The 18,823-nt window shown below is 60.9% G+C and carries 16 protein-coding genes and 2 pseudogenes; 11 read left to right on the top strand and 7 right to left on the bottom strand.

Features of this window, described 5'->3' with window-relative positions; genetic code table 11:
• Nucleotides 1–104: 104 nt before the first annotated feature.
• The gene (locus CJ178_RS32200; RefSeq protein WP_095889076.1) at nucleotides 105–983 is read right to left on the bottom strand and encodes an amidohydrolase family protein; all 879 of its coding nucleotides are present in this window, start codon (nucleotides 981–983) and stop codon (nucleotides 105–107) included.
• Between the two features lie 308 nt (nucleotides 984–1,291).
• On the opposite strand from CJ178_RS32200, the gene CJ178_RS32195 reads away from it, so the two are divergent.
• The 4 genes from CJ178_RS32195 to CJ178_RS32180 all read left to right on the top strand — a co-directional run bounded on the left by CJ178_RS32195 (nucleotide 1,292) and on the right by CJ178_RS32180 (nucleotide 5,958).
• Nucleotides 1,292–2,173, top strand: coding sequence for an alpha/beta fold hydrolase (locus CJ178_RS32195; protein WP_095889133.1), 882 nt, complete (start codon nucleotides 1,292–1,294; stop codon nucleotides 2,171–2,173).
• Nucleotides 2,173–3,324, top strand: a complete 1,152-nt coding sequence (locus CJ178_RS32190; RefSeq protein ID WP_095889075.1) for an iron-containing alcohol dehydrogenase — start codon at nucleotides 2,173–2,175, stop codon at nucleotides 3,322–3,324. Before CJ178_RS32195 ends, CJ178_RS32190 begins: the two co-directional genes overlap by 1 nt.
• Before the next feature lie 70 nt (nucleotides 3,325–3,394).
• Nucleotides 3,395–4,882, top strand: a complete 1,488-nt coding sequence (locus tag CJ178_RS32185; RefSeq protein ID WP_095889074.1) for an aldehyde dehydrogenase family protein — start codon at nucleotides 3,395–3,397, stop codon at nucleotides 4,880–4,882.
• Nucleotides 4,883–5,001: 119 nt separating this feature from the next.
• Nucleotides 5,002–5,958 carry a LysR family transcriptional regulator gene (locus tag CJ178_RS32180; RefSeq protein WP_095889073.1) on the top strand — a complete coding sequence of 319 codons (957 nt, stop codon included), beginning with the start codon at nucleotides 5,002–5,004 and terminating at the stop codon, nucleotides 5,956–5,958.
• A gap of 9 nt (nucleotides 5,959–5,967) precedes the next feature.
• Here CJ178_RS32180 and CJ178_RS32175 read toward each other — a convergent pair.
• From CJ178_RS32175 to CJ178_RS32160, 4 genes and pseudogenes are all read right to left on the bottom strand, one after another.
• Nucleotides 5,968–6,976, bottom strand: a pseudogene (locus CJ178_RS32175) (NAD(P)/FAD-dependent oxidoreductase).
• Nucleotides 6,976–7,878 carry a hypothetical protein gene (locus CJ178_RS32170; protein ID WP_143547578.1) on the bottom strand — a complete coding sequence of 301 codons (903 nt, stop codon included), beginning with the start codon at nucleotides 7,876–7,878 and terminating at the stop codon, nucleotides 6,976–6,978. The pseudogene CJ178_RS32175 and the gene CJ178_RS32170 overlap by 1 nt, the downstream one beginning before the upstream one ends.
• An 80-nt stretch (nucleotides 7,879–7,958) precedes the next feature.
• Nucleotides 7,959–8,900, bottom strand: coding sequence for a 3-carboxyethylcatechol 2,3-dioxygenase (locus CJ178_RS32165; RefSeq protein ID WP_095889071.1), 942 nt, complete (start codon nucleotides 8,898–8,900; stop codon nucleotides 7,959–7,961).
• Nucleotides 8,897–10,666: an FAD-dependent monooxygenase gene (locus CJ178_RS32160; protein WP_095889070.1), complete on the bottom strand. Its 1,770-nt coding sequence runs from the start codon at nucleotides 10,664–10,666 to the stop codon at nucleotides 8,897–8,899. Before CJ178_RS32160 ends, CJ178_RS32165 begins: the two co-directional genes overlap by 4 nt.
• A gap of 279 nt (nucleotides 10,667–10,945) precedes the next feature.
• Between CJ178_RS32160 and CJ178_RS32155 the strand changes: the two genes are divergently transcribed.
• The 7 genes and pseudogenes from CJ178_RS32155 to CJ178_RS32135 all read left to right on the top strand — a co-directional run bounded on the left by CJ178_RS32155 (nucleotide 10,946) and on the right by CJ178_RS32135 (nucleotide 17,282).
• The gene (locus tag CJ178_RS32155; protein ID WP_095889069.1) at nucleotides 10,946–11,515 is read left to right on the top strand and encodes a TetR/AcrR family transcriptional regulator; all 570 of its coding nucleotides are present in this window, start codon (nucleotides 10,946–10,948) and stop codon (nucleotides 11,513–11,515) included.
• Between the two features lie 54 nt (nucleotides 11,516–11,569).
• Nucleotides 11,570–12,442, top strand: a complete 873-nt coding sequence (locus tag CJ178_RS32150; protein ID WP_095889068.1) for an SDR family oxidoreductase — start codon at nucleotides 11,570–11,572, stop codon at nucleotides 12,440–12,442.
• Nucleotides 12,443–12,506: 64 nt separating this feature from the next.
• Complete coding sequence (locus CJ178_RS32145) at nucleotides 12,507–13,985, top strand: aldehyde dehydrogenase family protein (protein WP_095889067.1); 1,479 nt, start codon at nucleotides 12,507–12,509, stop codon at nucleotides 13,983–13,985.
• A gap of 47 nt (nucleotides 13,986–14,032) precedes the next feature.
• Nucleotides 14,033–14,722, top strand: a complete 690-nt coding sequence (locus tag CJ178_RS32140) for an IS6 family transposase (RefSeq protein WP_095889066.1) — start codon at nucleotides 14,033–14,035, stop codon at nucleotides 14,720–14,722.
• A 296-nt stretch (nucleotides 14,723–15,018) separates the two neighbouring features.
• Nucleotides 15,019–15,492, top strand: coding sequence for a transposase (locus CJ178_RS33590; protein WP_179300923.1), 474 nt, complete (start codon nucleotides 15,019–15,021; stop codon nucleotides 15,490–15,492).
• A gap of 1,022 nt (nucleotides 15,493–16,514) precedes the next feature.
• Nucleotides 16,515–16,673 (top strand): annotated as a pseudogene (locus tag CJ178_RS33585) (helix-turn-helix domain-containing protein); the annotation flags it as partial.
• Nucleotides 16,674–16,706: 33 nt separating this feature from the next.
• On the top strand, nucleotides 16,707–17,282 hold the full coding sequence (locus CJ178_RS32135) for an IclR family transcriptional regulator (protein ID WP_257013661.1): 576 nt from the start codon (nucleotides 16,707–16,709) through the stop codon (nucleotides 17,280–17,282).
• A gap of 237 nt (nucleotides 17,283–17,519) precedes the next feature.
• Here the strand turns inward: CJ178_RS32135 and CJ178_RS32130 are convergent, their stop codons facing one another.
• Complete coding sequence (locus CJ178_RS32130; protein WP_257013660.1) at nucleotides 17,520–18,278, bottom strand: IS6 family transposase; 759 nt, start codon at nucleotides 18,276–18,278, stop codon at nucleotides 17,520–17,522.
• 4 nt (nucleotides 18,279–18,282) lie between these two features.
• Nucleotides 18,283–18,741 carry a MaoC family dehydratase gene (locus CJ178_RS32125; protein ID WP_095889064.1) on the bottom strand — a complete coding sequence of 153 codons (459 nt, stop codon included), beginning with the start codon at nucleotides 18,739–18,741 and terminating at the stop codon, nucleotides 18,283–18,285.
• Between the last annotated feature and the right edge of the window lie 82 nt (nucleotides 18,742–18,823).

Raw genomic sequence — 18,823 nt, 5'->3', positions numbered from 1 at the left:
TTCGTGAATGAGAGGGTGGTGGAGCGACGTGCGTCGGCGAAACAGACACTGTCCGTTCGATTTCCGAATACCCGATCACGGTAGGACAAGTGTGGTCCAGAACACTAAGAGGAAATTTCCGCTCCATCCATAGCCAGATTCAAGTGTGTCGCAATTTGGGGAAATAAGCGCACACTGTTGCGCCACATGATGTTTTCGAGGTCGTCTTGGGGCATGTCCGACGACCTCAGCTCGTGCAGCACCGACGGAGTGTTGTAGAGGAGGGGGCGCGCATACGAGTCTGTTCCGAACAGGAGGCGTTCCGAACCGAACGCCTCCACGAACTTGTCGAGTGGTCGCGTCAGTGGAAAGCAGATTGCGGTATCGAACAATACGTTCGGACACCGTTCGGCTATGTCCATCAAATATCGCGTCTGTTCAGGGCCAGAGAACCCGTCGAGTGCCACGATGGTCGCGTCGGGATGCTCCCTGGCGAGGTCGAGCAGCGACCAGGCCGCCTCCATTCCGGACTCCGCGAACAAGTGAACGAAACAGGGCAATCCGAGCTCCACGGCGAGATCGACGAAGGCATGCATACGACCGTCCGACAAGAACACGCCTTGGTAGCGCGTGTGCCAGGCCAAGCCGTCGATATCGAGTTCCTCGACTAATCGGTCGGCTTCGATGCGGCACGCCTCTGCGTCGTGCAACGGCTCCAGCGTGCCGAGGGCGACAGGAAACCTGGACGGCGTGCTATCTCGGTAGGCAGCGACCGCCGTGTTGACTCTCCGTGTGTTCGCAATGCCGTCGGTTCGGTCGTACTGAAACCCAGGGATAACGCACGCGGCAGTGAAGCCGAACGAGTCGAGCATCTGTTCGTGGATCTCGACGGGCCGGATCGTGGTCCCTTCTTCCCCTGCACCATCGGCTCCGGTGCCCAGAGAAAGTTCTCCGACGTGATGGTGTACGTCGATGACGTACTCGGTAGATCGTGGATCACGCATGTTTCTCTCGCATTCGTCTGAAGGTCAGAATTACGCTAGGACCATCCCCGAGAGCGCACCAATAGTTTTTGTGGTGACCACCTATCGCAGTGGGCCACCGTCAGATAGCCGTTCGGCTATGGGACGGCAGTGAACTATGTCATGGAGCATCTGCATCCGCGCCCGTAATGTGACTCGAACCATGTATTCGCGCTTTCGTCGGGCGAGAGAACCAGAACTGGCATTCCCGGGCCCACGAATCGGTGAGAACGCGAGACTCGAGCCGCCGCAACGACATCAGCAGCGGAACGCAGAACGGAGATCCACACATGCCCCCGCGCCCTTACACCAGCGTTTGGTCCGACCTCAATCAGGTCGAGTTCAGCCAAGGATTCATCGACGCCGGCGGTTACCGCACCCGTTACCTACACGCAGGAGACTCCTCCAAGCCGGTGCTCGTGATGCTCCACGGCATCACCGGACATGCCGAGGCGTACGTACGCAACCTCGAGGCACACGCAGAACATTTCGACGTGTGGGCGATCGACTTCATCGGACACGGTTACAGCGCAAAACCGGAACATCCGCTCGAAATACACCACTACGTCGACCAGGTCCGAGGCCTTCTCACCACCATCGGCACCGACAAGGCCTCCTTTTCCGGCGAGTCCCTCGGTGGGTGGGTCACCGCCCGGCTCGCCGCCGATCATCCCGAGTTGGTCGACCGGATTGCTCTCAACACGATGGGCGGCACGATGGCCAATCCCAAGGTGATGGAGCGCCTGTTCACTCTGTCGATGAACGCAGCTCGCGACCCCAGCTGGGAGAACGTACGCACCCGACTCGAGTGGTTGATGGCCGACCCGGCGATGGTCACCGACGACCTGATACGAACCCGGCAGATGATCTTCCAGCAAGACGAGTGGCTGATGGCATGTGAGATGAACATGGCGCTGCAGAATCCCGAGACTCGCGCACGCAATATGATCACCGACGACGATCTACGCGGCATCACCGCGTCGGCTCTCGTGCTGTGGACGACGAAAGATCCCTCCGGACCGGTCGACGAAGCGCGTCGCATCGCGTCACTGATTCCCAACGCCCAATTGGCTGTGATGGAGAATTGTGGACATTGGCCGCAGTACGAGGACGCCGCGACATTCAATCGGCTACATCTCGACTTCCTTCTCGGGAACGAGCTGCATCTCTGATGGCATTCATCCAATACATCGGTCGCATCCAGTTCGACGACGGCGCGCGGCGGTTACTGCCCGACGAATTGGAGCGAATCGGCGTTGGTAACCCGCTGGTCGTGTCCGATCGAGGGTTGGACACGAATGGCGTTCTCGCAACGGCTCTCGAACATCTTCGGTCGAAGTCCGATATCCCTCGATTCATAGACGTACCGAGCAACCCCACCGAAACGGCCGTCCGGGAGGCACTTTCACTGTATCGAGACAATGGGTGCGACGGAATCATCGCCGTCGGTGGAGGGTCTCCGATGGACTGCGCCAAGGCTGTCGCCCTTCTGTCCACCCACGACGGACCGCTCGAATCGTTTCTGGCAAAGTACGGCGGCGAGCAACGAATCACCGGTGCCGTCGCTCCCATCATCGCAATGCCGACAACAGCGGGTACCGGGAGCGAAATCGGTCGAGGTGCTGGATTGACACTGGACTCGGGTGAGAAGGAAGTCTTCCTCAGTCCCAATCTCGTACCGAGAGTGGCTATCTGCGATCCCGAACTGACTCACGGGCTTCCACCGTGGCTGACGGCGGCTACCGGAATCGATGCGTTCAGCCATGCATTCGAAGCGTACCTTGCTCCCTCCATCAACCCTCCTGCCGACGCCATCGCACTGGATGTGCTTCGGCGCCTCTGGAAGTGGCTGCCGGTAGCTGTGGCGGACGGTCACAACCGTGAGGCGCGCTGGAACGTAATGATGGGCGCTCTCGAAGCGGCGATGACGACCTGGAAGGGACTTGGACTGTCCCATGCGCTGTCGATGCCGTTCGACGATATGGGATTGCATCATGGCACAGTTGTCGGCGTACTACTGCCGCATACCGTCGAATACTTGTCCGCCGTGGTGGGCGCCGACCGTATGAGGACCGTTGCCGAGGCGCTGAACTCTACGCCCGAAACTCTTCGAGCCGACCTGACCGCCTTCACCGTACGATTGGGCCTGCCCGACGGACTCACGGCGTTGGGCGTCGACCCGGCGCGTCTGAACGACGTCAGCGTGCTCGCTACCGCGAGCGCCTTCAACCAGTCCGCTCCCGGCGCCGCGACGGCGCGTGACTACGAGCTCATGGCTCGGTCGGCCATGGGATCCGAGCGAACGGCGACCGTCCCCCGATAGCTCGCCGAGTACACGCCGGCGGCCTGGCGAGAACAAACGATCCATACCATCGATCATCAAGGGTGACAACATGACAGACGCGTCGACAGCGCAGACTACGTTCTCCGCTACAACAGACGAGAGCGCCGGACTACGAGCCAGAAATCCCCGAACCGGCGAGGTCGACTACACGGTCACCACACCGACACCAGCCGAGGTCGGGGTCCTTGCCACCCAGCTGCGAGCGGCTCAGCGTGTGTGGCGCGACCTTGGGCTCGACGGGCGAATCGCGGTCATGTTGCGCTGGGCCGATGCGATCGAACAACTCCACGAATCCATCGCAACAGCCGAAGGAACCGACACCGGCCGCACACGGGTTGCGGGCGAGGTGCCGTTCATGGTGTCGGCGTCCATCCGCGATTGGTGCGCAAAAGCTCCGGGCATCGTGCAGAACGCCACTCTCGAGGGTCGATCGAGTGTCATGAGCGACGTGACCTACACGATGCAACTCGACCCGTATGCTCTCCTCGGCATCATCAGCCCGTGGAACCACCCGTTCCTGCTGTCGTCGACGGATGCCATCCCCGCATTGATCGCCGGTTGCGCGGTTCTAGTCAAGCCAAGCGAGATCACTCCGCGCTTCATCGAGCCGGTGATGGCGTCGATCCGGAAGGTGCCCGAACTGGCAGCCGTACTTGCCTACGTCCCCGGGGCTGCGGACGTAGGCCGGGCGGTCATCGACAACGTCGATGCGCTGTGTTTCACCGGGAGCGTCTCGACTGGCAGAGTCGTCGCCGCGGCGTGTGCTTCGCGCTTCATCCCTGCTTTTCTCGAACTCGGAGGCAAGGACGCAGCCATTGTCACCGGCTCCGCCGATGTACCGTCTGCCGCTGCAGCCGTGCTCAAGGGGGCGGTGCACAACACCGGTCAGATGTGTTTCGCCACCGAGCGCATCTATGTGGATCGAGCAATCCACGGCCGATTCGTCAGCGAGCTGGTACATCAGGCCGAGTTGCTCGAATTGAGCTACCCCGATCCCGCTCACGGCCATGTCGGCCCGTTCATTCTCGAGCACCAAGCAGACATCGTGGACCGTCATCTGCAGGATGCTGTCGATCGAGGCGCCGAAGTGCTGACAGGGGGAATGAGTACCGAACTCGGCGGTGGCCGCTACATGCGACCGACCGTGGTGGTCGGTGTGAATCACACGATGACGCTGCTGACCGATGAGACGTTCGGGCCGGTGATGCCTGTCATGGCCTACGACCATATCGACGAGGCAATCGAACTTGCGAACGACTCGGAATTCGGACTGTCCGGTGCCGTTATCTCCGGTAGCGCGGAAGAGTCCGACGTCATCGGTCGCCGACTGGATGCCGGAGCGATCAGCTTGCAGGACACCTCGTTGACGATAGGCATCATGCGCGATGTGGAGAAGGTTGCCTTCAAGGGCTCGGGTCTAGGCGGATCACGAATGGGTCCGGCCGGCCTGCTTCGGTTCCTGCGCAAGAAGGCGCTGATCCTTCGAAGCGGTCCGGTAGTCGGCATGGACGCACTCGCCGAACACACAGGGCGGTAGGTGACAGAAACTCGCGGCTTCCGCGCGCATAGTATCGATGCAGGAACGTTCGACGGGCCTACGGACTATTTTCGTAGGCCTGTCAGCGGTTTCCGGACACTGAAGGGACGGTCACCGCAATGCACGTAACGGACAACCGCATCTCCCTTCAGAAACTCGAAGTGTTCTGCAAGGTGGTGGAGCTCGGCGGCGTGCAACGCGCGGCCGAGGACCTGTTCATTTCCCAGCCTGTTGTCAGCGCACACCTTCGCTCCCTGCAGGAACGAATCGGCGCGCAACTGTTCGAACGGGACGGACGAGGAATCGCGTTGACGGAGGCCGGACGCGAAGTGCACGTCTGGGCGGCCGACGTACTGCGAGGACGACTTCAACTTGCCGCGAGCCTGGAGAATCTGTCGAGCGGCGTCGCAGGAACTGTCACGATCGCAACCAGCATGTCGGTCGGCACCTACTTGCTCAGTCCGTTGCTGATTGACTTTCGGCGCAGGCATCGCCGAGCGCAGCTCACACTGACGATTTCCGGAGTCGAAGCCGCTCTCACGGCCGTCGTCACGAGCCAGGTCGACTTCTGCGTTCTGGCGACCGATGCCATGCTCGATTCGGAATCCTTCGAAGCCGAACTTCTGGCCGAGCCGCGTTTCTCTCTTGTCACCGGCTCAGCCAGCCAGTTGGTCGGCGAGTCGGTGCAACCGGACGCCTTGAACGGGATGCCGTTCGTGTGCGCCCCTCGCGGTGTCGCGATCAGGGGTAGTCAAGACGCGGCGCTCGCGTCGATCGGCGTCACCGATCGACGGGTTCAGATCGAGATGGGCAATGCAGACACCATCAAGCAGGCCGTCGCGGCGGACCTCGGGCTCGCGCTGCTCTGGCGCTCCTCCGTCGACCGCGAGCTGTCCGAGGGAACACTGCGTGAGGTGAAGATCGAGGGTCACACCCTCCGCGACAAGCTCTACCTCGTGCGGCGCCGCAACCACCGTTCCACTGCGTTGCAAGATCGTTTGTTGGCCGAAATCAGATCAGGTGTGACTGCTCAGCTCGCCGCGTTCGAAGAGCCCCTGGGCAACCCACCGGTTTGAAGGCTCACGTCAGCCGCCGAGAACTCGACCTCGGTCCATTATTCGATCAGTCTCCGCATGAAAATGACTGGAGTTTCGGTGCGCCGCGAGACATCGCTCGGTATCGACCGCAGCCGCGCAACCCGAGCCGGCAGCAGTGATTGCCTGCCGATACCTGTGGTCGACCAGATCACCGGCGGCGAAGGCACCCTCGATGCTGGTGGCGGTAGAATGCGGTCGAGTGATCACATACCCGCCGTAGTCGATTTCGACCTGTTCCGCCACCAGTTCCGACCGGGGATCATGCCCGATCGCCACGAACAAGCCGGTGGCGTCGAGCACACGCGCCTGCCCTGTGCGTGTGTCCTCGATCGTCAGCGACGACACCCTGTCGTCGCCGTGAATTGCCGTGACCGCGGTGTTCGGGTGAATCTCCAACTTCGGGTCCTGGAATGCCCGCTCCTGCAGCACCTTCGAGGCCCGAAGAGCGTCACCTCGAACCAGTTACGAGACTCTCGAAGCAAAGCGGGTCAGGAAAGTCGCCTCCTCGACCGCAGAGTCTCCACCCCCTACGACGGCTATGTGCTGATCTCGGAAGAAGAAGCCGTCGCATGTGCACACCACGACACCCCACGCCCGGACAGCTTCTCCTCGCCGGGGAGCCCGAGCTTGCGGTAGCCGGACCCCGTGGCCAGGATGACCGTGTCGGCCGAGAACTGCTCGGTACTGGTCCTGACAATTTTGGGTGAGCCCGTCAGATGACGGCCACGATATCGTCGACGACGAACTCAGCCCCGAAACGCACGGCCTGCTCCCGCAGCCGGGACATCAGATCGGGCCCGGGGAAGTTCTCGACCTCCGTGGTGTTCATCAGAGCTCCGCCTGCCGTCACCGAGCCTTCGAATACCAGCGGAGCCAACGAGGCACCAGCCGCGTAGAGCGCCGCTGTGTACCCGGACGGACCGGGCCCGATGATGACGACTCGACGTGTTTCGCAGGCTGTTTCGGCACCGTCCGACGGGGTTTCGGAAGTGTGCATCAGCACGCACAACGGATTGCGAAGGCAGTTTCCTGGCCTGCCAGAGTCGTCCGACTCTCGGTGAGTGAGTCTGCCCGGCGTGCCAGCCCTTCGGCGTCGTCGATATAGATCTGGCGGACTTCGGAACGCCAATCGTCCGCGCCTGCCCCCGAGGTGCCCCATTCGATCGGCAACTCCTGGACTCCCCAGGCATCTCGAATGTCGACAGCTACAGAAAGCGCAGCCGTGATGACCCGTCGTTGCTGCTCCGGGGCACCCGGGCGACCAGCGGGGCAACCCATGGGGAAATCGAGGAATGCTGTCCTTGGTGCCTTGTACTCGTGCACTCGTTCCCACAGGCAACTGGTCATCACTGTGGAGAGACCCCGCTTTTCCAACGCGCGGGCGATCAAGGGCACCGTCGTGTGGCAGGCAGGGCAGAACGGGAGCAAGAGCACCAGGTCTACACCCTGCTTACGGAACTCCTCGTATATCTGCGGCACGGTCTCTTGCATCAGCCGCTCTTGGTCGCTGATTGCTCCCACCAAGCTCACGGCGTGCGGCGCCAGTTTTGCAAACAATCCCTCGGCCTCGAGTTCGAGGAGCCGATCCCGCGGGTAGGCGCAGTTGAGGTCCTGCAGTGCGTACTTCCTGATCGCGGCCTGGTGCCCCAGAACGAGTTCGTCCAGTTCGATGTCTCGTGAAACGAGCCGATAGGTCAAGTCGTTCGTCGAAGCAAACGCCGCGTCCTCGGCAGTGTGGACACCGCAGGACACGAGGACACCGACAGTCGCATTGGCCAACGGCACCTGAAGGGACGTCAATGTGGGTGGGTCGAAATCCACTGCCGGCGAAGGCTGGCGCCCGGAGATGTCGGCCATCATGTCTTTGAAGCTGAAGGGAGTTGGGAGATTGGAAGGCATTACGTCTGACATCGTCTTCTCTCGGTCGCAGTTGTGGTTCGCAGGTTGAAGGAATCGCGAGAACTCTTTCGAGTTCGGGGTTACTTCAGCCGCAGGGTCTGGACTCCAAATCCGGTGAGCAGTTCCTCGACCGGTCGGTAATATGCATGTTCGACTTCGTAGTCTCCTACCGCGCCGAGTGCGGCGTGGCCAGCGAGCCAGGTACGCACTTCGTGCGCGGAGTTCCCTGCAGCGCAGGCCATTTCATCGGACGTCCACTCGTCCAGAGGGAGTAGATCCCCGTTGTGCAGGTAGCTCAGTAGCTTTCGATCCCATTCGGGTGCGATCGCCTGTCCCTGAGCAGGTTCGCCGCGGACGTGTCGTTCGGCTGCCGCAATCACGCGTTCTTCGCGGACCGCACGTGTCTCTGCGGTGGCCTCGACCCGGCCCATAATCAACTCGTGTTGAGCCTCGGTGGCAGTAGTGAGTCGCGGAACCGGGGGGTCGTGAGACAGGCCTCCCGACGAGATGAAGAGCGTACGCATGCCCGTCGATGCAACGAACTTGCCGACCGCCTCACCGAGAGCCCGGACTCGTGCCATGGGAGAGAAGGGCGGGGCCACGGAGTTGACGAAGATCGGTACGACCCGCGGGCGTGCACAGTCGCCGAACAAGATCTCGAGCGGTTGGACTGTCCCATGGTCCACCGCCATGTCCATCGAGACTGCAACGTCGACTCCCGCGTCCAGAATCGACGCGCCGAGCGTGGAAGCTAGTTCCTGCGGCACGTTCAAGGGCCCCGCCGTCGTTCCGTAGTCCCCGACCCCGTGCGCCGACGTGCCGATGCAGAACTGCGGCATCAACCGGTAGAAGAAGCCGTTGTAGTGGTCCGGGGAAAAGATGACCACCACTTCGGGCTCGAACGCATTCGCGAAGTCCCTGGCATGACTGAAAGCTGCCTCGATCTCCCGGTCGATCTCCGTCGGTAAGTCGACCTTGTCCAGCAGCGGGCTGTGACTCATGGCGATCAGTACCGCATTCATTCTGCGTACCCTCCCGTCGTGGACAGAACCGCTCCAGCAGGGACACCGAACGCCGCGCTCTGCGTGTTGCCGCTGTGTTGCAAGGCGAGTAACTCCGCGAACATTGCCGCTGGGTTCTCGGGAAGTTCGTCGGCGCTCCACGCGACGATGAGATCCGGTCTTACCAAGGTCATCCGCTTCGTGTAGACAGACCCGACCGATTCTTCGGCCAACGGGAGGTGCGCCACAGTCCATCCGAGGGTGCCGGCGGCCTCGAGAAGAACTCGGGCATCGTCGTCGGCTCCGACGGTGACGAGTGTGAACTCGGGTCCTAGAAGATCGAAGGTCGAGCTACCGTCGGCGAGCCATGCGTGGGGAAAACGCCCACCTGGCCGCACCGACGGAACGTACTCGTCGATCCGCCTGATCGCCTCGGAGCGAGCGGCATCCACCCAATCGACGAATCCCGCCGACACCTGATAGCGGGCCCCGAATTGCACACCAGGGCTGAACCATTGCTGGCGATCGGTCTCGCGGATCAACAGTCCGGCGGCTTCGCGCAGCTGCTTACCTTCGACGCTGTCGGTATGGAAATTCGCCGCGCTCGCAATCGTTTTCATGTCGGTCTCGATCTTCAACGCAGCACGAGACGTCGCCTCGCCCACCGACCGACGCTCGGACTCGTAGTCACTGAGAAGTCGATCACCGGCCATTCCTTCAACGACTGCTGCGAGTCGCCAGGCAAGTCCAACTGCATCGGCGATCCCGGTGTTCATACCGAACCCACCGAGGGGAAGCCACAGGTGCGCAGCATCGCCGGCGAGCACGACGCGGCCTTCGCGGAACGAGTCGGCCACGAGTCGACGCGGAGTCCACCGCACCACCTGCAATTTCTCATGGGCAACGGGTCTGCCGATTGCTTTCTGCAGCACCACATCCGCGTCCAAGTCATCGCGATGCATACCTTCGGGCACACGGGCGTGGCAAAGAAACAGATCGCTACCGTTCAATTGAAGGAAAGATCCGCGAAGGCCCTCTGCGTACCACCAGTACATCCATCCTGGCTGGCGATCGGCCAGCAACGTGCCGAGTTCTTCGGACTTGAAATAGACCGATACCCGCTCGTGTGCGGCCTTACCGTCGCCTTTCAACGTCGCTCCGATCGAGGACCGCACATTGCTGGCACCGCCGTCGCAACCGACCACATATTCCGCTTCGAAAGCTTGCTCGAGGCCGTCTTCGAGCCGTCGAGCGTGCACAACCGCGTGATCGTCGAGCGACACCACCGATTCGACCGCCCACCCGCGCTGCACAGACACAGCATCGAGTTCCGACAAGCGTTTGTGCAGAATGGGTTCCAGATAGATCTGAGAGATACGGTGCTGAGGCTCCGGTGTCGGCCATTCGTCGAACTCGGACGCGCTACCGTCCAAAATCTGCTGCGCCGAGGAGAACTCGAAACGAGTCAGTTCGTCACCGAGAATGTCGGTGCAATACACGACGTCGGATGGGTGATCGAGCGGCAAGCCCGCCCGTCTTATCTCATCGGCCAGGCCGTGACGGCGGAAGTACTCCATCGACCTGGCATTTGTAGTGTTACAGCGAGGATTGACTGTCGTTGTGGTGCTCTGTTCGAGCATCAGCGTCGGAATACCCCGCGAGCCGAGTTCGAGGGCTACGACCGCACCTACGGGTCCGCCACCGACGACGATCACCGGCCAACGCTTCGACGAGGATCCTCCACTGTTCTGCACATCATCGGTATCGGTCCTCAGCGTCTCGCTCATTCGATTCCCATTCACTTCGTTCGTTCCTCGGCTGTACAACAACGGTTTTGAATGTATCGAGTACGACTGAATAGGACTAAGACAAAAATTTTGCCGTTCCCATACTCATTGGGGTATGAGAACAACGACGCTGGCAGTGGCTGCTGTTCCTTCGGGCTGTTGTCGAATGCAGGGTGCAACGATGCACATCAACGCAACCGATTGCCTCACCTCCGCAGAGGGTCAGCCGAAAGGACAAGGTCCTCATATCCGTGTGACGACGTCAGCTAAACTGGATCGATGGTTACCCGAGCAGAATCCGCCGCGATCACACGCCGCGCGCTACTCGCAGCCGCCGCAACACTTCTCGATCAGGGCGGTACGGACGCGGTCACACTCCGGGAGGTAGGCGCACTGGCAGGAGTATCGAGAGGCGCACCGTACGGGCATTTCACCGACAAGGAAAACCTCCTGACCGCTGTTGCCGTCGAACAATGGAACCGCATGACCGAGAAACTGTCAGCGCTCCAATCCGAAGCCAACCTCTCGACCAAGGATCGTCTTCGATCAGCACTGATCGCAACGATCGACGTAGCGCGCAATCGCCCACACCTGTACGCACTGATGTTTACTACCCCCTCCCGCGATCCGGAACTACTGATCGACGCTGCATCCGGATCACAAGACATCTTCTTGGCCATCGTGGCCGAACTGGTCGGCAACGACGCTGCGCGGCGGTACGGGGCACTCCTCATGTCCACCGCGCACGGCATCGCCGGCATGGAACACAGCGGCCAACTCAACGAGAGCAAGTGGGGAACAACCGGGGACTCTCTCGTCGACATGCTGATCGGACTCCTCGACAAATAAGGCGCCTTCACTTTTCAGTTGACAATGTCATCCGAGACTGGTTACAGTTCTCGCATGACATTGTCAACTGAAACCAGCCAGCTCGCCATCGTCACCGGAGCGTCCTCCGGGATCGGCAAAGCCACCGCACAGCGACTTGCCGCCGACGGCTTCCACGTCCTCGCCGGCGTCCGCAAGCAATCGGATGCCGACAAGATCGCCTGCGTCAACATCGAACCGGTCATCCTCGACGTCACCGACCAGACCCATATCGACAACCTCGTCGCACGCGTCGCATCCGACCCGAAGAAGCGGCCACTCCGAACGCTCGTCAACAACGCAGGCGTCGCGGTGAACGCACCCATCGAGGTACTCACCCTCGACGACTGGCGCTACCAGTTCGACGTCTCGGTATTCGGCCAGATCGCACTCACGCGGGCTCTGCTTCCTGCGCTGCTCGCGAGCAAGGGCCGAATCATCAACATCACCTCCGTCGGCGGCCGCGTCGCGATGGCCAACTTCGGGGCCTACTCGGCAGCAAAGTTCGCCATGGAAGCAGTCAGCGACTCGCTCCGCCGCGAGGTAGAAGAATTCGGCGTCACCGTCGTGAAGGTCACGCCCGGCGCAGTGAGCACCAACCTCACCGACAGCGGTCTCGCCACCGCCGCACGCATCACCGCAACCATGACACCCGATCAACACACCCGCTACGACGAACTCACCAAGGCGTTCATCGCACAAGCCGAAGGATTCGCCCGCGACGGAGTGACACCCGAACATGCCGCCGGTGTGATTTCACGGGCGGTCACCGCACGAAAGCCCAAGACCCGCTACACCATCGGCACCGACGCAGCACTCGTCAACCGCATGGCACGAATCGCAACCGACAGATTCCTCGACGGAACCCTCCGACGGCAGAACCGCAAACTCGCCAAGTCAGCACGCTGACAGCACATACCCGCCGATCACCCGGTCGCCCCTCACACATCCCACAACACATCGGAGTTCCCTCATGACCAACACACTCTCGGACCTGCATACCACCGACGATCAGGCGCAGCACACCGCACTGCACTGGATCGGCGGCGAATGGATCGGATCCGGTTCGATCGACGAATCACGAAACCCCTCCACCGGCGACATCCTCGGCCACTTCGATGCCGGCGGTGTCGAACAAGCCCGAGCCGGAATCAGATCTGCCCGAACAGTATTCGACGACACGGACTGGTCACGCACACCCGAGCTCCGCTCGCGCGCATTGATCGAGATGGCCGAGGCCATCGAAGCGCGTCAGAGTGAGATCGCGTCGATGCTCGCACGCGAAAACGGCAAACGCCTCGCCGAGACCACCTGGGAGGTCGGCGCCGCAGCGAACATGCTGCGCCACTCCGCGGCATCCGCACTCGTCCACACCAACGGGCGCGCAACACCGAACACACCGGGAATGCTCATCGACTCCCAGCCGGTAGCACGCGGGGTCGCCGCAGTGATCAGCCCGTGGAACAGTCCCGTCTACCTCACCATCCGCGCCGTCGCACCAGCACTTGCAGCAGGCTGCACGGTCGTCGCCAAAATGCCGGCCCAGACAGCGCTGACCAACAACCTTCTCGCCCGCGTTCTCGCCGACGCACCGAACCTGCCCGCCGGCGCGGTGAACATCTTCACCGAGGCACACCGCCACGGAGCCGTACACATGACCGAGTCGAACGAGGTGGACGTGGTCTCCTACACCGGCAGCACCGACGTCGGCCGAGCAATCGCCGCGTCCTGTGCCGCATCGCTCAAACCTGCCCTCCTCGAGCTCGGCGGAAAAACCCCACTGATCGTCTTCGACGACGCCGACCTCGACATCGCAATACCGACGATCGTTACCGCATTGACACTGATGAACGGACAATTCTGCTGCACCGGCTCACGGGTGCTCGTGCACCGAGATGTCGCGGACGAGGTTCGTCACCGACTCGTCGAGGCCTACTCTGCTGTGCGTCTCGGGGCGTCGGAGGACCCCTCAAGCGAGCTCGGCCCAGTCGTCGACCACGCCAGTGTCGCGCGCTTGACCACGATCGTCGACGACGCCTCGGCGTACGCCACGGTCCTCGTCCCCGGCGGGGCGATCACCGAAGGCCCCCTCGCGAACGGAGCATTCTTTCGACCCGTCCTCCTCGAAGTCGACCAACCCGACGTTCCGATCGTGCAGCACGAAGCATTCGGACCCATCCAGGTTCTCGAAGTGTTCGACGACGAAGCCGACGCCGTCCGACGCGCCAACGCGACCGAATTCGGGCTCGCCGCAGCCGTATTCACCACCGACAGAGCCCGCGCACGCCGAATCGGACACAAGATCCATGCCGGCGGCATGTGGCTCAACACCTGGGGCCGACTGACCGACGAATTCGAAACCACCGGCTGGAAGCAAAGCGGCCTTGGCATGGTCGGACCGCACGGCCTCGAAGCCTTCCAGAAAATCAAGGTCTACGCCGAAGGCCTCTGAACGGCACTATCAAGTTGTTGAGATCGCCTGATCTGGGATAATGCGGTGTGTCGTCGACGTACAAAGGGTTCCGGTTTCCGCGGGAGATCATCGCGCACTGCGTGTGGCTGTATCACCGGTTCACCCTCGCGTTCCGCGAGATCGAGTTGATGATGACGGCCCGAGGCGTCGAAGTGTCATACGAGACGATCCGCGCTTGGAGTACTCGGTTCGGGCCCGAGTTCGCTCGCCGGCTACGGCAGAAAGCACCCCGACCTAGCGATAAGTGGCATCTCGACGAAGTGTTCATCAAGGTCGGCGGGGTGCAGAAGTACTTGTGGCGAGCGGTGGACCAGCACGGGAATGTTCTCGACATTTTGATCCAAGGAAAGCGGGACGGGAAGGCTGCGACCAGGTTCTTCAGGAAACTTCTGAAGAAACAAGGCCGTCGGCCGCGGGCACTGATCACCGACAAACTTCGCAGCTACCAGGTCGCACACCGGAAGACGATGTCGACGGTCGAACACCGGCAGAACAAATACTTGAATAATCGGTGCGAGAACTCCCATCGACCGACCCGACAACGCGAACGTGCGATGAAAGAATTCCGCTCCGTCGGTGCAGCGCAACGGTTTCTGGCCTCGTTTAGTCGTATCTCCCCGTACTTCCGCCTACCCCGCCACCGCATGACTGCGAGCGACCACCGAACCGAAGTCGCCACACGATTTCAGGTGTGGGGTCAGGTCGTCGCTGCCTGACCGATCGTTCCGTGTGATGCCTTGCTACGCCCGAAAGCTGCTGCACTCCAAACAACTTGACAATGCCCGCGAGACCGTTCGTCGTTTCTACTACACGAGCAGTGTCGATGAATTACTGGGCGCGCCGCGGGCCGGCCGGCCCACCATGTTGGACAAGTTCGCCGTCCACCTGCACGAGCGCTTCAACGACGGATGCACCTCCGCTGCTGCACTTTACGAAGAACTTCGAACAATGGGATATCGCGGCAGCTACTGCTCCGTCCGCGACTACTTGAGACCGCTTCGTTCCATCGGCGCTGCGCCAGCCAGAAAGCAGATACCGAAGGTCCGGCGGATCACCTCCTGGATGCTACGACACCGAAGACAACCTCACCGACGACGAGCAGATCGGACTCAAACAGATCCTCGCCAGCTGCCCACATCTAGAAGCAACTGCAGGACATGTCGCATCGTTCGCGGAGATGCTTGCCGGACGCCTTGGTGCACAATTGAACTCTTGGATGTCAGCAGTCTCGGCAGATGATCTGCCGCAGCTGCATCGTTTCGTCCGAGGGCTCGAAACCGACCACGCTGCGGTTCTGAATGGACTGACTCTGCCCTATAGTTCCGGCACGGTCGAAAGGCATGTGAACCGGATCAAGATGCTCAAACGGCAAATGCTACGGGTGAGTGGGTTTCGACTTGCTTCGCAAACGAATACTTCTCAGCGGCTGACACTTTCAAAATCGATCACGGAAAGTGGGCCAGAACCAAAATCCGGGTGCCGTTGACGGCCCGCCCACTCCTGCTCAGGACAGTCGGCTCTTGTCGTAGATTAGGCCGCAGATAACCGCAAAAACGGTGAAAATGCACAGTGCAATAACTAGCCACGCCTTCAGTCTGACTGCTGGATCGGCTTGCCTAACCTCGCGCTCGACTCTCGGTATTTCGTGTTTCGACATGGCCGGATCTTCCTAATTTGTGCGCCCATTCGTGGTGCCCGCCGACGATCTGGGGAACATCATCGGCGGGACTACTCGACCACGCGACTGGCTCAGCAGCCGGCGAGAGCGAAAAGAACATACCCGGCATTGAAAGACTGATGCCAGTCTTCGGCAGGTAACAGTTACTTGAGGGTTCAATCGCAGGATAGGTTGAATACTCGTGATCCCCCCAGAACTGCTCACTATGTGTCAGTTCTGATAGCCGTGCGGTCTGCTGCGGTCCATCTCCTCATCTCGTCCAGGCGCCGAACCTGCGCTGCAGTACACCACATTGTGCGCGACACTTACCCCACGCCCAACAGCTTCCCCAGCGTGGTGTCACCACCGGCGATTGACAGCCCAACTCCGCCGCAATCGCAGACACACGTCGAACCGCTCGCCGAAACCGACGACGCACGAATACGGACTCCAACGGCGGTCCCACCGACCGAATCGATCTCGACCCCTGACAGATGCGGAAAAAGTACACGCAGGTCACAACAGCAGGCCTCGGTCAATCACGGGGCCAAAAGCTCCCACACACGTGCAACTCATTGACCATCAACCCTTTTCGGCGACCCTGTACACCGTGTACCGGCTGGCGGCGATCGGCGGAACACCGGCCCAACGAGGCCAGCGAAACCGTGGCAGTCCCACTGCCACAATCCTGGATTAATTGTTGTTGTGGGTATGGACGTTCCTGACGCGAGACTGAAGTAGACGGACTGGTCCTCGGCGCAAGAATGGGAGTTGCGACACAACCGTTCTCGACCAAAAAGGACCGGCCCTGTGACACACCGTAATGCTCCGCTGACCCCTCGTTCGAACAGATCCCCAAGAACCACATCGCTTCCGTCGTCAAAGCCACCCAAATCCTCGAATCATTCGACAGGGATTCACCCGAGCTCTCACTTCAGGAGCTGGTCAAACGATGCGGATACACCCGCACAACGACGTATCGGATTCTCGATACCCTCGAGTTAACCGGTTGGATCGAACGAACCTCGTCCGGCGACTACAAGATGACGCTGCGCGTGTTCGAACTGGCGTCGAGCGTGCTCGGAAGCTTTGACCTCCGGACCGAAGCGAGCCACGTCATGTCCGATCTCGCCGCGCGCTTCGACGAGAACGTCTATCTCGTCGTGCCCGACGGCGCCCGAGCAATGTGCCTCGACCTGATCGAAAGCAGCCGCCCGGTACGAGTGATGTCGCTGTCTGTAGGCCGATCGCTTCCACTGTTCATCGGAGGTGCACCGTTAGCACTGTTGGCTGAACTCGAAGACACTTCCCTACCCAAGGTGCTCGCGACTGGTCCACTCTCGACGCCGCTCGGCGATGAGGTCACCGAGGAAGAACTGCGATCGGTGCTCGTGCAAACGCGCAAACGCGGATATGCGATCAGCCTCGAGGACGTCACCCCGGGAGTGGCGGCACTGGGCGCGTGCATCTTCGACCGGTCCGGTCGGCCGGTAGCTGCACTGAGCTTCGGCGGATTTATCGCGAACTTCGCACAGCCACGACTGACCGAGTTGGCCGACGCGCTCGTCGAAGGCGCACTGACCATCTCCAAGCGACTGGGCTTTCAGAGCACCCACTGACCCGCAGCGATAATGCCGAAGAAGGACCCGCTCGCTGTCAACGAAGGGCTGGAATTTGTTCTGGCCCACCTCCGTCGTCATTTCTGAATGTGTCAGTCGCTAAGCAGTATTCGTTTGCGGAGCAGATCGAATACGGTGCGTACGCACATCCGCCTTGTGAGCATCTTGATGGCATTGTCAAGTTGTTTGGAGTGCAGCAGGTTTCGGGTTCAGCCGAACATCACACAGAGCAGTCGGTCAGGCAGCGAGGGTCTGTTCGGTGACCTGATCCCACACCTGGAATCGGGTGGCCATGTCGGTGCGGTGATCGGTGGCGGTCATACGGTGCCGCGGCGGACGGAAGTGCAGGGAGATGCGACTGAAAGCGGACAGGAATCGTTGCGCTGAACCGACAGAGCGGAACCCTTTCATCGCCCGTTCGCGTTGCCGGGTCGGTTGATGGGAGTTCTCGCAGCGATTGTTCAAGTATTTGTTCTGCCGGTGCGTGGTCGTCGACATCGTGGTCCGGTGCGCGACCTGGTAGCTGCGGAGTTTGTCGGTGACTAGCACCCGCGGCGGGTGCCCCTGGTGCTTGAGGAGCATGCGGAAGAACCTGGTCGCGGCCTTCCCATCCCGCTTGCTCTGGATCAATACGTCGAGCACGGTTCCGTCTTGATCGACAGCCCGCCACAGATATTTTCGGACTCTGCCGATCTTGATGAAGACTTTGTCGAGGTGCCACCTATCACCAGCTTGGGGTGCCTGCCGCCGCAGTCGGCGGGCGCATTCGGGCCCGAACCGGGTGCACCAGGTACGGATCGTTTCGTAGGTCACCTCAACCCCACGGTCGGCCATGAATAACTCGATCTCCCGGAACGAGAGGGTGAATCGGTGGTACAGCCGCACGCAGTGCGCGATGATCTCCCGCGGAAACCGGAACGGCGACAACCGGTGGATTGCCGACACTGCGCGACCACTCGTGTCGGCAATCCACCAATCCCGAAAGTTGTCGCACATTCCGTCAGAACATGATTCGAGAAATAGTCTCTGCACTCACGGCGGGCTTGTCCACTCCGTTGATCTCGAGCGTGTGTGTCACGGTCAGGTCGAGTGCACCACCCCTCGCCTCGTCTACGGAAGCGAACTTCGCACGAAGGCGTACTTCCGCACCCACTTTGACCGGCGTTATGTACCTGACTCTGTTGGAACCGTAATTGAATGCAAGTTTCGCACCTTCGATCGAGTAGATCTGTGCGTTCAGCGCTGGGATCAGCGACAGACTCAGGTAACCGTGAGCAATGGTGCTGCGAAACGGACTTTCGATTTTTGCGCGCACTTCGTCCACATGTATCCACTGATGATCATCGGTTGCATCTGCAAAGCGGTCGATGCGATCCTGAATTATTCGCAGCCAGTCGCTGGTTCCCAGGTCGTCGCCCACAGCTAGCCGAAGATCGTTCGCGGACTTGAAGGTTCGCATCTCGTTGTTTTCCTTCTCAGTTGCTGTTTTGGGTCACTTGCCCTCAATTTCATTGCGGCGCTGGCTGGCCGTTTCGGTGTGC

Origin of the sequence: Rhodococcus sp. ACPA4 (genome assembly GCF_002300185.1) — a bacterium.
Lineage (GTDB): Bacteria > Actinomycetota > Actinomycetes > Mycobacteriales > Mycobacteriaceae > Rhodococcus_F > Rhodococcus_F globerula.
The sequence above is the reverse complement of the archived record's forward strand: the minus strand, read 5'-3'. Positions and strand labels throughout refer to the sequence as shown.